The sequence below is a fragment of the Sagittula sp. SSi028 genome (genome assembly GCF_048553715.1).
Taxonomy (GTDB): Bacteria; Pseudomonadota; Alphaproteobacteria; order Rhodobacterales; family Rhodobacteraceae; genus Sagittula.
Map to the genome: position 1 here is coordinate 323,386 of NZ_JBLZNC010000004.1, position 12,971 is coordinate 336,356.

General features: G+C 63.4%; 14 protein-coding genes. 10 read left to right on the top strand and 4 right to left on the bottom strand.

The genetic code is table 11. The features are described from left to right. Positions 1 to 52 precede the first annotated feature (52 nt). The 8 genes from ACN5AZ_RS10190 to ACN5AZ_RS10225 all read left to right on the top strand — a co-directional run bounded on the left by ACN5AZ_RS10190 (position 53) and on the right by ACN5AZ_RS10225 (position 8,600). Positions 53 to 274 (top strand): F0F1 ATP synthase subunit C, encoded by a 222-nt coding sequence (locus ACN5AZ_RS10190; RefSeq protein WP_419428766.1) that lies wholly within the window; start codon positions 53 to 55, stop codon positions 272 to 274. A gap of 83 nt (positions 275 to 357) precedes the next feature. Further along, a complete protein-coding gene (locus tag ACN5AZ_RS10195) occupies positions 358 to 909 on the top strand; it encodes a F0F1 ATP synthase subunit B' (protein WP_419428767.1) in 552 nt (183 codons plus the stop codon). A gap of 3 nt (positions 910 to 912) precedes the next feature. Next, positions 913 to 1,470, top strand: coding sequence for a F0F1 ATP synthase subunit B (locus ACN5AZ_RS10200; protein ID WP_419428768.1), 558 nt, complete (start codon positions 913 to 915; stop codon positions 1,468 to 1,470). A gap of 183 nt (positions 1,471 to 1,653) precedes the next feature. Beyond that, a complete protein-coding gene (locus ACN5AZ_RS10205) occupies positions 1,654 to 2,463 on the top strand; it encodes a division plane positioning ATPase MipZ (RefSeq protein WP_419428769.1) in 810 nt (269 codons plus the stop codon). Positions 2,464 to 2,523: 60 nt separating this feature from the next. After that, positions 2,524 to 2,910, top strand: a complete 387-nt coding sequence (locus ACN5AZ_RS10210) for a hypothetical protein (protein ID WP_419428770.1) — start codon at positions 2,524 to 2,526, stop codon at positions 2,908 to 2,910. A 132-nt stretch (positions 2,911 to 3,042) separates the two neighbouring features. Next, positions 3,043 to 6,498, top strand: a complete 3,456-nt coding sequence (smc, locus tag ACN5AZ_RS10215; protein WP_419428771.1) for a chromosome segregation protein SMC — start codon at positions 3,043 to 3,045, stop codon at positions 6,496 to 6,498. Positions 6,499 to 6,533: 35 nt separating this feature from the next. Then, positions 6,534 to 7,385: a DMT family transporter gene (locus ACN5AZ_RS10220; RefSeq protein WP_419428772.1), complete on the top strand. Its 852-nt coding sequence runs from the start codon at positions 6,534 to 6,536 to the stop codon at positions 7,383 to 7,385. A gap of 75 nt (positions 7,386 to 7,460) precedes the next feature. Further along, positions 7,461 to 8,600 (top strand): alpha-D-ribose 1-methylphosphonate 5-triphosphate diphosphatase, encoded by a 1,140-nt coding sequence (locus ACN5AZ_RS10225; protein WP_419428773.1) that lies wholly within the window; start codon positions 7,461 to 7,463, stop codon positions 8,598 to 8,600. On the opposite strand, the gene ACN5AZ_RS10230 is transcribed toward ACN5AZ_RS10225, so the two are convergent. The 4 genes from ACN5AZ_RS10230 to ACN5AZ_RS10245 form a co-directional block, all read right to left on the bottom strand. Next, positions 8,597 to 10,039 (bottom strand): MDR family MFS transporter, encoded by a 1,443-nt coding sequence (locus ACN5AZ_RS10230; RefSeq protein WP_419428774.1) that lies wholly within the window; start codon positions 10,037 to 10,039, stop codon positions 8,597 to 8,599. The genes ACN5AZ_RS10225 and ACN5AZ_RS10230 overlap by 4 nt on opposite strands. Positions 10,040 to 10,176: 137 nt before the next feature. Further along, complete coding sequence (locus ACN5AZ_RS10235) at positions 10,177 to 11,247, bottom strand: 5-(carboxyamino)imidazole ribonucleotide synthase (RefSeq protein ID WP_419428775.1); 1,071 nt, start codon at positions 11,245 to 11,247, stop codon at positions 10,177 to 10,179. Positions 11,248 to 11,311: 64 nt separating this feature from the next. Then, the gene (purE, locus tag ACN5AZ_RS10240; protein WP_419428776.1) at positions 11,312 to 11,800 is read right to left on the bottom strand and encodes a 5-(carboxyamino)imidazole ribonucleotide mutase; all 489 of its coding nucleotides are present in this window, start codon (positions 11,798 to 11,800) and stop codon (positions 11,312 to 11,314) included. A gap of 98 nt (positions 11,801 to 11,898) precedes the next feature. Further along, positions 11,899 to 12,123, bottom strand: a complete 225-nt coding sequence (locus tag ACN5AZ_RS10245) for a YdcH family protein (protein WP_419428777.1) — start codon at positions 12,121 to 12,123, stop codon at positions 11,899 to 11,901. Between the two features lie 172 nt (positions 12,124 to 12,295). On the opposite strand from ACN5AZ_RS10245, the gene ACN5AZ_RS10250 reads away from it, so the two are divergent. Then, positions 12,296 to 12,706 (top strand): Hsp20 family protein, encoded by a 411-nt coding sequence (locus ACN5AZ_RS10250; protein ID WP_419428778.1) that lies wholly within the window; start codon positions 12,296 to 12,298, stop codon positions 12,704 to 12,706. A 4-nt stretch (positions 12,707 to 12,710) separates the two neighbouring features. After that, complete coding sequence (locus ACN5AZ_RS10255) at positions 12,711 to 12,941, top strand: DUF1150 family protein (protein WP_419428779.1); 231 nt, start codon at positions 12,711 to 12,713, stop codon at positions 12,939 to 12,941. The last annotated feature ends 30 nt before the right edge of the window (positions 12,942 to 12,971 follow it).

The window sequence follows — 12,971 nt, forward strand, 5'->3', positions numbered from 1 at the left end:
CCGCGACCCGAAATACACGACTATCTAACTTCCAATCGTAAGGAGATACACCATGGAAGGCATTCAGTACCTCGGCGCAGGCATCGCAGGTCTCGGCACGGGCATCGCAGCCCTGGGTGTGGGCAACGTTGCTGCCAACTTCCTGGCCGGCGCTCTGCGCAACCCCTCCGCAGCAGGCTCGCAGACCGCGACCCTGTTCATCGGCATCGCATTTGCAGAAGCTCTGGGCATCTTCTCGTTCCTGATCGCTCTGCTGCTGATGTTCGCCGTCTAATCCACGGAACCTGACGATCCTTACGCGCGGGCGGCCTGACATAGGCCGCCCGATGTAGAGACCAAGTTCCGACGGAGGACGACATGGCGGTTGAACCGTATCAGGAAGATCTGGCTGGCACCTGCGTTGACGCAGGCGGTTCTGCCATCGGTATGCCGCAGCTCTGCGGTGACTGGATCGGCAACCAGGTTTTCTGGCTTATCATCACCCTGGTGGTGATCTACTTTATTCTGGCGCGTGTCGCCCTGCCGCGGATCGCGTCCGTCCTGGCTGAACGCCAGGGCAGCATCACGAACGACATCGCCGCTGCCGAAGACCTGAAGGCCAAGGCACAGGAAGCCGAAGCCGCCTACGACAAGGCGCTTGCGGATGCACGCACCGAAGCGCAGGCCATCGCGCAGCAGACCCGTGACGAGATCAAGGCCGATCTCGATGCGGAAATGGCGAAAGCCGATGCAGAAATCTCTGCCAAGGCTGCTGAATCGGAAAAGGCGATTGCCGAAATCCGCGCCGGCGCCATGCAGAACGTCGAAGTCGTCGCCAAAGACACCGCCGCAGCCATCGTGGCCGCGCTGGGCGTCACCGCCGACGAAGCCAAGATCAACGCGGCTGTCGACAGCCAGCTCAAGGGGTAAATCATGACACGTTTCATTCTCCCCCTCGCTGTTCTGGCAGCTGCTCCGGCCCACGCGGCCAGCGGTCCGTTCTTTAGCCTGCGCAACACCGATTTCATCGTGCTGTTGGGCTTTATCCTGTTCCTTGCCGTGCTGGTGTACTTCAAGGTGCCGGGTATGCTGGGCAAGCTGTTGGATCAGCGCGCCGAGGGCATCCAGAACGATCTCGACGAAGCCCGCCGCATCCGCGAAGAGGCACAGGCCCTGCTGGCGTCTTACGAACGTAAGTCCCGCGAAGTGCAGGATCAGGCCGACCGCATCGTGGCCCACGCCAAGCAGGAAGCCGAAGCTGCCGCAGAGGCCGCCAAGGCCGACATGACCGCGTCGATTGCGCGCCGTCTTGCCGCTGCTGAAAGCCAGATCGAGTCCGCGCAGGCATCTGCCGTCAAGGACGTGCGCGATCAGGCCGCTGCCGTGGCCGTGGCTGCCGCACGCAAGGTTGTCGCCGAACAGATGGACGCTGCTAAAGCGGGCCAGATGATCGACGCATCCATCGCGGAAGTCGGTGCCAAGCTGCACTGAGCCAAGTTGCCAGATCATGAACGAACCCGGCCAATTGGTCGGGTTTTTTCGTTCGACCACTAGGTAACGCCCAAAGGCGGCAAGGTTTTGTCGCCCCGCGCCTTTTCTTGTCCGTGGCCGCGCGGTAGAACGAACTTCAAACCAACCACGGTCAAACGTGGTGCTGTCTGAGGGATGTCGCGCGTGGCACACATCATTGTTGTCGGGAACGAAAAGGGCGGTGCGGGGAAATCCACCGTCTCCATGCATATTGCCACGGCTTTGGCGCGGCTGGGTCACCGCGTCCAGACGCTGGATCTGGATTTGCGGCAGCGCAGCTTGGGGCGTTATCTCGACAACCGTAAGGCGCATCTGGCCGAAATCGGGCTGGAGCTGCCGTCGCCGCTGCACACCGAACTGCCCAACATCGACAAAGAGACGCTGAACCCGAACGAGAACGCGAATGATCGGCGCCTCAGCGAGGCGGTGGCGCGTCTCGAAGACAACTGCGACTTCATTCTGATCGACTGCCCCGGCTCGCACACGCGTCTGGCGCAGGTGGCGCATTCCTTGGCGGATACGCTGGTGACGCCGCTGAACGACAGTTTCATCGACTTTGACCTGCTGGGGCGGATCGATGCGGATGGGGACAAGGTGCTTGGCCCCTCTGTGTACTCGGAAATGGTTTGGTCGGCGCGCCAGATCCGCGCCCAAGCGGGTTTGAAACCCATCGATTGGGTGGTGCTGCGCAACCGTCTGGGCGCACAGCAGATGGTCAACAAAATGAAGATCGAGCGCGCCTTGGACAAGCTGTCCAAGCGGATCGGCTTCCGCGTCGCCCCCGGCTTTTCCGAGCGTGTGGTGTTCCGCGAGTTGTTCCCGCGTGGTCTGACCCTGCTGGATCTTCGCGATGTGGGCGTCAAACAGCTCAATATCTCGAACGTTGCCGCGCGACAGGAGCTGCGCGATCTGCTCAAGGCGCTGAAACTGCCCAACGTCGAGGTGACATTCTAACGGCGGATTGGGCGGTGGAGTTAACCGTTTCGTAACCCTGATGAGGGCAGCGTAGCGGGTATGAGACTTCCCCTCGTTCTCCTTTGTTTCGGTCTCGCCGCATGTGATGTGGCGGGGCCGGGCTTTTTGAATGCGCCGGTGGTGCGCGTGACCGAGGACGGGTCCAAATTCACGCTGCGCCGCCGTGGCGCTTATGTTGAAGCCATCCGGACCAGCCCCGAGTTTCTGCCGCGCTTTCATGACGTGGCACGCCGCGGCGGTTTGGCGACCCAGCGCGAGACCGGATGCCGCGCCGATTGGATCATGGGCGACCCTGCGTTGATGTACATCGGGCTGGACTGCGGGGCGGAGCCTGCGCCTCCGATGCCACGCAAACGGCATATGTTTTTCTGCGATGTGATCGGCGCGGGGCGCGGCGATCTGGATCTGGAATGTCGTAAAGGCTGAATCGTCCACACGAGTAGGTTTCTCCGCAATATCTTGGGGACAAGTGGCATGGTTTCGCTAAATCCGGCGGCTGTGGATTGACTCGCCCAGCCGGAAACCGCCAAATTGCGAGTCCTGAAAGGAATCGCTCGCGTGCAGTTTTCCCGCCTTCGCCTGACCGGCTTCAAAAGCTTTGTCGACCCGACGGATCTGATGATCTCGACGGGGCTGACCGGCGTTGTTGGGCCGAACGGATGCGGAAAATCCAACCTGCTCGAGGCGCTGCGCTGGGTGATGGGGGAAACCCGCGCCAAGGCGATGCGCGGAGGCGGGATGGAGGATGTGATCTTTGCCGGTGCGGCCTCGCGCCCCGCGCGCAACTTCGCCGAGGTCACCCTTGTCATCGACAATCAGGACCGGCTCGCCCCCGCCGGATTCAACGACAATGACCAGTTGGAGGTGGTGCGCCGCATCACCCGCGACGTCGGCTCCGCCTACAAGGTCAACGGTAAGGACACCCGCGCCCGCGACGTGCAGATGCTGTTTGCCGATGCAGCGACGGGCGCGACCTCTCCGGCTTTGGTGCGGCAGGGCCAGATTGCCGAGCTCATCAACGCCAAGCCCAAGAACCGCCGTAAGGTCCTTGAGGATGCGGCGGGCATTGGCGGTCTGTACCAGCGCCGCCACGAGGCGGAGCTGAAGCTGAAAAGCACAGAGGCCAATCTGCTGCGCGTCGATGATGTGGTCGAACAGTTGGCCGGTCAGCTTGGACAGCTTGCGCGGCAGGCCAAACAGGCCGCGCGCTATCGCGCCATTGGCGAGGATCTGCGGCAGGCCGAGGGCAAACTGCTGTACAGCCGCTGGCAAGAGGCCGACGCCGCGCGCATCGCGGCAGAGGCGGCGTTGCGCGAACTGGTCAATGCGGCCTCTGCCGCAGAACGTGCAGCGCGCGAGGCGGCTGCCGTGCGTGCCCAAGCCGAGGACGCCTTGCCCGCCTTGCGTGAGGAAGACGCCATTGCCGCCGCCATTCTGCAGCGGTTAATGGTCCAGCGGGATGCACTGTCCGATCAGGAAAAGCAGGCGGCGCAGCGGATCGAAACCCTGCGCAAGCGGATCGCCCAGCTCGATCAGGACATGAGCCGCGAGGAAACGCTCAACCGCGATGCGGGCGAAACCATCGACCGTCTGGAATGGGAAGCGCGCGAACTGGCAAAGGCCAGCGAGGGCCATGAGGATAAGCTGGCCGAGGCGCAGGATGCCGCCCATGAGGCCAGCGATGTGCTGCAGGCCCGCGAGGCCGATCTGACGCAGATGACCGAAGATGTGGCGCGGCTTGCGGCGCGCCACCAATCGGCGCAGCGCTATCTGTCGGACTGTCAGCGCACCGTGGCCCGTGCCGAGGCCGAGGCGGAGAAAGCCCGCGCCACCGTGGCGGAGGCGCGCGACCGTTTGGCCACCGCCCGTGACGCGGCCGAGGATGCCCGTGGCCAGCAGATGGACGCAGAGGCGATGGCCGAGCGGGCGGAGACACTTCTGGTGGATGCCGAAAGCGCCCGCGCCGAATGCCAGACACGCGAGGCCGAGGCCCGTGGCGAGCGGTCAGAGGCAGAGGGCGTGATGAACGCGCTGCGTGCCGAGGTAACGGCGCTGGCACGGCTGTTGGATCGCGACACCGCCGAAGGGGGGCAAATCCTTGACCGGTTGCAGGTGGAACAGGGCTTTGAGAAGGCGCTTGGCGCGGCTTTAGCCGATGATCTGCGCGCGCCCGAGGTCGAGGGCGATGGCCCGACCGGCTGGCTGGTTCTGCCGTCTTATGATGCCACGCAGGCTTTGCCGCAGGGCGTGACGTCGCTTGCACAGCATGTGTCGGTCCCAGAGGTTCTGGAACGCCGCCTTGCGCAGATCGGACTGGTGGAGGCCGAAGACGGCCCGCGCCTGCAACACGCCCTGAAACCCGGTCAGCGGCTGGTGTCGCTGGAGGGGGACTTGTGGCGCTGGGACGGCTACCGCGCCTGGGCGGAGGATCAGCCGTCGGCCGCGGCACTGCGTCTGGAACAGCTCAACCGGCTCGAAGCGCTGAAACAGGAAACGGCAGAGGCGACCGCCGTGCTGGATGGCACCCGTGCGGCGCATGACGCGTTGGTGGCCCGCTTGGCCGAGCTGACCCGCGCGGACAAAGACGCCCGCGAGGCGCGTCGCATGGCGGATGCCCGCGTGACCGAGGCCGCCCGTGCCCTGTCCCGCGCCGAGGCCGATCACGATATGGCTTTGGGAAAGCTCGACAGCGCAGGACTTGCGGTCAAACGTTACGAGGACGAGGCGAGCACGGCGCGCGCGCAGCTGCGCGAGGCGGAGCATGCCTTGGACGGGCTCGATGATCTCGACGAAGTGCGTGGCCGCGCGGAAGACGTCAAAATGACGGTCGAGGCGGCGCGGATGACCATGATGGCGCGCCGTTCTGCGGCAGATGAGTTGCGCCGCGAAGGTGAGGCCCGCAAGGCACGGTTCCAGCAGGTCACCAAAGATCTGTCCGGCTGGCGTTTGCGTCTGGAAAATGCTACCGCGCGCGCCACCGAGCTGGCCGACCGCAAGGCGGAGGCAGAGGACGAACTGTCTGATGCCTATGAGGTGCCCGAGGATCTGGCCACCCAACGCGAAGAGCTGTCCGACGGGATCGAGACCGCGCAGGACCGCAAAGCCAACGCATCGGACAAGCTGATCACAGCGGAAACCGTGCTGCGCGACGCGGTCACATCCGAGCGCGATGCAGAGCGGATGGCCGGCGAAGCGCGCGAGGCCCGCGCCCGTGCCGAAGCCCGCACCGAGGCTGCCCGCGAAGCCGTGCAAACCGCCGCGCATCGCATCGATGAGGCGTTGGAGACCACGCCGGAGGCGCTGTTAGTCAGCCTCGGGATCACGCTGGATGACCTTGGCGATCCAGAGCAGATCGAGATCGAGGTTGCCCGGCTTAAACGTGCGCGTGACGCGCTGGGGGCGGTGAACCTGCGTGCCGAGGAAGACGCCCGCGAGGTACAGGACGAACACGACCAGCTGGTGTCCGAGAAGAACGATCTTGAAGAGGCGGTCAAGGCATTGCGCAGCGGCATCGCCAGTCTGAACCGCGAAGGGCGCGAACGGCTGCTGACCGCCTTCGAGCAGGTGAACGCAAACTTCACCATGCTGTTCACCCATCTGTTCGGCGGTGGCGAGGCAAACCTTGTGATGGTGGAGTCTGATGATCCGCTGGAGGCGGGCCTGGAAATCATGTGTCAGCCGCCGGGCAAGAAGCTGTCGACCCTGTCGCTGATGTCGGGTGGAGAGCAAACGCTGACCTGTCTGGCGCTGATCTTTGCGGTGTTCATGGCGAACCCCTCGCCGATCTGCGTGCTGGACGAGGTGGACGCCCCGCTCGATGACGCCAACGTGACTCGCTTCTGCGATATGCTTGATGAAATGTGCCGCCGCACCGACACGCGCTTTTTGATCATCACGCACCATGCGGTGACGATGGCGCGCATGGACCGTTTGTTTGGCGTGACCATGCAGGAACAGGGCGTGTCGCAACTGGTTTCGGTCGATCTGAAACGCGCGGAAAAGCTGGTCGCCTGACCGGCACGGGGCCTCGGCCAAAGGAAAAATAACTCATGAAGCTCTTTGGTCTGGTCGTTGTGATCATGGTGGCCTTTGCCGCCAATTCCGTTCTCAACCGTGCAGGCGTCGGCGGGGGGCAGATCTCTCCGGTCGCTTTCGGTGTGATCCGTCTGTTGGCGGGCGCGGTGACGCTGGCAGTGCTGTGCGGGGTGCTGCGTGGCGGCCTGAGGTTCGGCGGCGCGGGGCGGCTGGCCGGTGTGGCAGGCCTGCTGATCTATATCTTTGGATTTTCTTTTGCCTATGTGGGTCTGGAATCGGGTCTGGGGGCGCTGATCCTGTTCGGCATGGTGCAGGTCACCATGTTTGCGGGCAGTGTGATGGGCGGCGAACGCCCCGCCCCGTTGCGCTGGATCGGCGCGGCTGTGGCCTTTTGTGGCCTTGCATGGCTGGTCTGGCCGCAAGACGGTGTGTCTGCCGGGCTGTTGCCAAGCATGTTTATGCTCGCGGCGGGCTTTGGCTGGGGCGTCTATTCGCTGGCGGGCAAGCTGTCTTCGGATGCGCTGCAGGCGACGGCGGCGAATTTCGTTCTGGCAACCCCCATTGCTGTGGTGGTCCTGCTTGGCAACGGGTTGGGCCCCATGACCTTTGAAGGTGTCGCACTGGCGATTGTGTCCGGCGCGGTCACCTCTGGTCTGGGCTATGCCCTGTGGTATGCGGTGTTGCCGCGTCTGGATGGATCGGTGGCCGCCGTGGCGCAATTGACGGTGCCGGTGATCGCTATGGCCGGCGGGATGCTGTTCCTGACAGAGCCATTGACGATGGATTTTGTCATCGCCAGCGCGCTGGTGCTGGGCGGTGTGGCGCTGTCGGTTCTGGGACCGCGGTTTTTTGGCGGGCCGCGCTAAGGCACCGGGGCTTTTGCCGCGCCGCGTCTCGGGGTATTGCGGCGCGGAAGTGATCGCAGCCTTGGAGCACGGGACATGATCAACAGACGGTTGGTGGGCGCGCGGGTGATGCGCCCTGACGGGTGGTCCGACGCGCCGGTGACAGTGGTGGGCGACATTCTTTGCGATGACCCGGCCCCCGAGGTGGATCTGACCGGCTACGACATTCTGCCGGGGATCATCGATGCCCATGGTGACGGGTTCGAGCGTCACATGGCCCCGCGCCGAGGCGCCTTGCGCGAGCGGGACGCAGGCATGCTGGCCGTTGCGGCAGAGCTGGGGTCTTGTGGCATCACCACCGCTGTTGTTGCGCAGTTCTGGAGCTGGGAAGGCGGGCTGCGCGGGCCGGAATTCGCGCGCGAAGTGTTCGAGTCCGTGGCCATCATGCGCGACAGTGTTGCGGTGGATATGCGCCTGCAAATGCGGCTGGAGACGCATTACATTGATGAATTTGCGGCTGCCGAAGACGCCATAGACCAGTACGGCATCGATTATGTCGTGTTCAACGATCACCTGCCGCATGATCGTCTGTCACAGGGGCGCAAACCGCCGCGCTTGACGGGGCAGGCGTTGAAAAGCCGTCGCAATCCCGAGGATTACTTTCGCCTGCTGTTGGATCTGCACAGCCGCGGCGCGGAGGTCGGGCCAGCTGTGGATGCGCTGTGCGCCCGTTTGCGGGCCAAAGGCGTGACGCTGGGCAGCCATGATGACCACACCGCAGAGGACCGCGCGTTGTGGCGCGGGCGCGGCGCGGCGGTGTCCGAATTCCCCGAGACGTTAGAGGCCGCGCAGGCCGCCCGAGATGCCGGTGAGTTCACCGTTTTGGGCGCGCCGAATGTGGTGCGCGGGGCGTCGCATGCGGGGAATGCCTCGGCGCAGGATCTGATTGCGGCGGGGCTGTGTGATGCTCTGGCGTCGGATTACCACTACCCCTCGCCTGCGCGGGCGGCATGGCGCTGTGTCGAGCTTGGCCTGCTGGATGAACCTGAGGCTTGGGCCTTGGTGTCGTCAGGGCCTGCGCGGCTTTTGGGCCTTGCGGATCGCGGGCGGATCAAGGCAGGCCTGCGTGCCGATCTGGTCATCGTCGAACGCGACAGCCGCCGCATCGCCGCCACGCTGTCGGGCGGGCAAGTGGCGTGGATGAGCGGCGAGGTGGCGCAGCGCTTTATCGCTTAATCCGGGCGCATGTCCGGCGGGCGGCGGACAAAGAAGCCAGCTGCAATCAGCAGGAAGGAAATCACGCCGCCGGTCATGAAACCGGCACGGACACCTGCGGCGGTCGCTTCGACAAGGGGCGCACCCTCAGCCGTTTGCGCATGGGACACCAGCGACATGACAGAGACAAACAGGGCAATCCCTGCCGCGCCCGCCACCTGCTGCATCGTGCCCATCACCGCCGAGCCATGGGAATACATAGGCTTGGGCAACGCTCCCAGTGCGGATGTAAACAGCGGGGTGAACAGCAAGGCCAGACCAATCGACAACACCATATGCGCCGCCAGCACGTGCCAGATGCCCGAGTTCAGGCCCAGCATCGCCATCAGCCACAGTCCGAGGCTGACACAGACTGCGCCGGGGATCACCAGCTTGCGCGCGCCGATCCGGTCATACTGTCGTCCGATGGGCGGGGCGAGCAGACCCATGGTCAGACCACCGGGCAGCAGGGCAAGCCCCGCAGCCAAAGGCGCCATCCCGATGACATTCTGCATGTAGATCGGCAACAGGATGATCATGCCGAACAGCGCCATCATGCAAAAGCCCATCATTACCACTGATACGGTGAACACGCGGTTGCCAAAGGTGCGCAGGTCCAACAGGGCGCGCCCCTGTGGCCCAAGACGCAACTGCCTGCGGGCAAAGACGGCAATCGTCACCAGCCCCACCAGCACCGGCAGCCAAACAGGGATCGATGCGTCCGCATGGCTTTCCCCGATGGTGGACAGGCCATAGACCAACGCACCAAAGCCCAAGGCCGACAGCGGGACAGAGACCACGTCGAGCGGGGGCTTTTGCGGATCATTGACGTTCACCAACCGCGCATAGCCCAACGCCAAGGCGGACAAGCCGATGGGCAGCACCAACCAGAACATCCAGCGCCAGTCCAACAGGTTCAGAATAATTCCCGAGATGGTGGGGCCGATGGCGGGCGCGACGGAGATCACGATGGAGATATTGCCCATCGTTTTGCCTCGGCTTTCCGGCGGGACGAGGCTCATGACTGTGGTCATCAGCAGGGGCATCATCATCGCGGTGCCGCCTGCCTGCACAACGCGGCCAAGGATCAGCTGGCCAAGACCCGGCGAGGTCGCGCAGACCAGTGTGCCCGCAGAAAACAGCCCCATGGCCATCAGGAAAACGGCGCGTGTGGTCGCCCGTTGCAACAGCCAGCCGGTGATCGGGATCACCACGGCCATGGTCAGCAAAAAGGCCGTCGTCAGCCACTGGCCCGCAGCGGCGGTGATCCCGAGGTCGTCCATCAGGCGCGGCAGGGCCACGCCCATGATCGTCTCGTTCAGGATGACGGTGAAGGCCGACACGAGCAAAAGCAGGATCACCTGACGGTCGCGCGCCGAAGTGTCAGAAGAGGTGTCGGGGGTGATGGTCGTATCGGTCATGGCAGGCTTTCGGGTGGGCGGTTGCCCGCATATCGGGCGACCCACGAGCCGTAATGCACCCGCTGGTGCGGATGCAAGATTTATGTGCTGCAATCACGCAATTGAAATGCGCGCCCACCACTCAAGCTTTGCGCGTATCAGCCCTTGGTGATCCGGTTGACGTGCCCCATCTTGCGGCCTGCCTTGACCTCGGACTTGCCATACAAATGCAGGGCGCAGGCCCCGTCGCGCGCCAGTTCGGGCACGCGGTCCATGTCGTCACCAATCAGGTTTTCCATCACAACGTCGCTGTGGCGTTCGCCATTGCCCAAAGGCCAGCCCGCCACCGCGCGGATATGCTGTTCAAACTGGTCAACGGTGCAGCCGTTCTGCGTCCAATGGCCAGAGTTGTGTACGCGCGGGGCGATCTCGTTCACGATAACCTTGCCCGGCGTGACAAACAGCTCGACCCCCATCACACCAACGTAGTCCAGCGCATTCAGGATACGGCCTGCCAGCAGAACCGCATCTGTCTGCAGGCGTGCAGGGATGCGCGCCGGAACGGTTGTGGTGCGCAGGATGCCGGCCTCGTGGACGTTTTCGCCGGGATCAAAGGCAGAGACCTGTCCATCCTGACTGCGCGCCGCAATCACCGAGATTTCGAGCGAGAAGTCGACAAAACCTTCGAGAATGGCGGGCGCACCGTTCATATCGGCCAGTGCCTGTTCCGCATCGTCTGCGCTGTGCAGCCGGGCCTGTCCCTTGCCATCGTAGCCAAACCGGCGGGTTTTCAAAATCGCCGGAGCGCCGATGTGGTCCAGCGCGGCATCCAGCGCGGCGCGGTCAGGAATGTCGGCGAATGGCGCGACCTCCAGCCCCAGATCGGTCAGAAAGGTCTTTTCCACCAGCCGATCCTGCGAGACGCGCAACGCTTCTCGGTTGGGGTGGATGGGGGTGATCCCCTCGAGAATGTCGAGCGCCTCTGTCGGGATGTTCTCGAATTCATAGGTGATGACATCCACCGACTGCGCGAATTTGCGCAGCGCATCGGCATCATCATATTCGGCCTGCAGATGGTAATTCGCCACATGAGAGGCCGGGCAATCGCCACCGGGCTCAAAGATCACAGTCTTGAACCCCAGACGGGAGGCCGCGACCGACAACATGCGGCCCAGTTGGCCGCCTCCGAGGATACCGATGGTTGCGCCGGTGGGAAGGGGAGTGGTCATGTCGTGCCTCCTGTGCTGGCTGCGCTTTTGGCCAAAGTGTCGTCCAAGGGCAAGGCCCGCCGGATCAGTCGCGGACCGGCTCGTCCGCAATCGATGCCGACAGGGCCGCGCGCCAGTCGTCCAGACGTTGCGCCAGTGCTGGATCGCCATTGGCAAGGATCGCCGCCGCCATCAGCCCCGCATTCTTGGCACCGGCGGCACCGATTGCCATGGTCGCAACCGGAAAGCCGCGCGGCATCTGGAGGATGGAATACAGGCTGTCGACGCCGGACAGCGCCTTTGTCTGCACGGGCACGCCGATCACGGGCACACGCGTTTTCGACGCCATCATACCGGGAAGATGCGCGGCACCGCCCGCACCTGCGATGATCGCCTTCAGGCCACGGTCCACGGCGGTCTTGCCGTAGTCCCACAGGCGGTCAGGGGTGCGATGGGCCGAGACGATCTTGCATTCGTAGGGCACGCCCAGTTCATCAAGGATATCGGCGGCCTCTTTCATGGTGGGCCAATCGGACTGACTGCCCATGATAATGCCGATTTCGATCTGTGCCATGTCTGCCCCTTAACGCCGCGGTTGATGCGGGCGCGATACTAGCGAAGACGCGGTGCAGGGCAATCACTTAGGCACGCTTCCACGTCCCTTTGCGGACTTCAGGCAATGATATCGGGCAAAAGCCGATCCTCGATCATGGCGATCTTGTCCTTCAGCAGCAGCTTTTTCTTTTTCAGCCGTTGCAGGGTGATCTGATCTGCGGTGCCGGTGTCCTGCAGGGCGCGGATGGCCTCGTCGAGATCGCGGTGCTCGCGGCGGAAGACCTCCAGCTCGACCCGCAGCACGTCATCGCTTTTCATCGACAGATCCGAGGGCGCATTCATGACGGGGCTCCTGACAAAGCGGTGCAGTCTTGGACGCTTAGAATAGCGGCTCGGGCGTCATTCGCAAAGCCCCTTGCAGCCGTGCGGCTGGCTTCCCATATTTGACAGGTGCCGGTTGCCAGACGGGACGGGCGCGCAACGGTCGCTTGCTGCAAGGACTGAAAGGGACGAGATGAGCAAACTCACACTGGGGTCTTACCCGCATATGCTGGGGTTCGAGCAACTGGAACGCTTGCTGGAACGGACGGCAAAATCCTCCGAAGGGTATCCGCCCTTCAACATCGAACAGACATCAGACAGATCGTACCGAATCACATTGGCCGTCGCGGGTTTCCGCGAAGAGGACCTGTCGATCACCGTAGAGGATCGGCAGTTGGTGATCCGGGGACGGTCGCGCGATGACAGCGCAGAACGCGTATTTCTGCATCGTGGCATTGCCGCGCGCCAGTTTCAGCGCACATTTGTTTTGGCGGATCACGTCGAAGTCGGTGAAGCTGTGATGGAGAACGGCCTGTTGCACGTCGATCTGACACAGAGCCTGCCGGACGCCGTGGTGCAGACCATCAAGATCAGGAAAGGATAAGCAAATGCATGTTCAATACGACTTTTCCAAGCTGATGGACGAAGGCCGAACCGTTTACGTGCGCTCCGTCCGGGCAGAGGATCTGCCCGAAGATGTGCAGGAACAGGTGGGCGAACAGGATACTTTGTATGCCGTACACCGTGCCGATGGCGAAAGGTTGGCACTGGTCTTGGACCGCAAGCTGGCCTTTGATCTGGCACGGCAGAACGATTTTGCCCCTGTGACGGTGCACTGACACCAACGACCCCGCCAGCGACTTTGGCGG

What these genes read in the sequence shown, in the direction of transcription:
- ACN5AZ_RS10190 (WP_419428766.1), top strand. Translation starts at nt 53, where the DNA reads ATGGAAGGCATTCAGTACCTCGGCGCAGGCATCGCAGGTCTCGGCACG.
- ACN5AZ_RS10195 (WP_419428767.1), top strand. Translation starts at nt 358, where the DNA reads ATGGCGGTTGAACCGTATCAGGAAGATCTGGCTGGCACCTGCGTTGAC.
- ACN5AZ_RS10200 (WP_419428768.1), top strand. Translation starts at nt 913, where the DNA reads ATGACACGTTTCATTCTCCCCCTCGCTGTTCTGGCAGCTGCTCCGGCC.
- ACN5AZ_RS10210 (WP_419428770.1), top strand. Translation starts at nt 2,524, where the DNA reads ATGAGACTTCCCCTCGTTCTCCTTTGTTTCGGTCTCGCCGCATGTGAT.
- ACN5AZ_RS10220 (WP_419428772.1), top strand. Translation starts at nt 6,534, where the DNA reads ATGAAGCTCTTTGGTCTGGTCGTTGTGATCATGGTGGCCTTTGCCGCC.
- ACN5AZ_RS10225 (WP_419428773.1), top strand. Translation starts at nt 7,461, where the DNA reads ATGATCAACAGACGGTTGGTGGGCGCGCGGGTGATGCGCCCTGACGGG.
- ACN5AZ_RS10230 (WP_419428774.1), bottom strand. Translation starts at nt 10,039, where the DNA reads ATGACCGATACGACCATCACCCCCGACACCTCTTCTGACACTTCGGCG.
- ACN5AZ_RS10235 (WP_419428775.1), bottom strand. Translation starts at nt 11,247, where the DNA reads ATGACCACTCCCCTTCCCACCGGCGCAACCATCGGTATCCTCGGAGGC.
- purE (WP_419428776.1), bottom strand. Translation starts at nt 11,800, where the DNA reads ATGGCACAGATCGAAATCGGCATTATCATGGGCAGTCAGTCCGATTGG.
- ACN5AZ_RS10245 (WP_419428777.1), bottom strand. Translation starts at nt 12,123, where the DNA reads ATGAATGCGCCCTCGGATCTGTCGATGAAAAGCGATGACGTGCTGCGG.
- ACN5AZ_RS10250 (WP_419428778.1), top strand. Translation starts at nt 12,296, where the DNA reads ATGAGCAAACTCACACTGGGGTCTTACCCGCATATGCTGGGGTTCGAG.
- ACN5AZ_RS10255 (WP_419428779.1), top strand. Translation starts at nt 12,711, where the DNA reads ATGCATGTTCAATACGACTTTTCCAAGCTGATGGACGAAGGCCGAACC.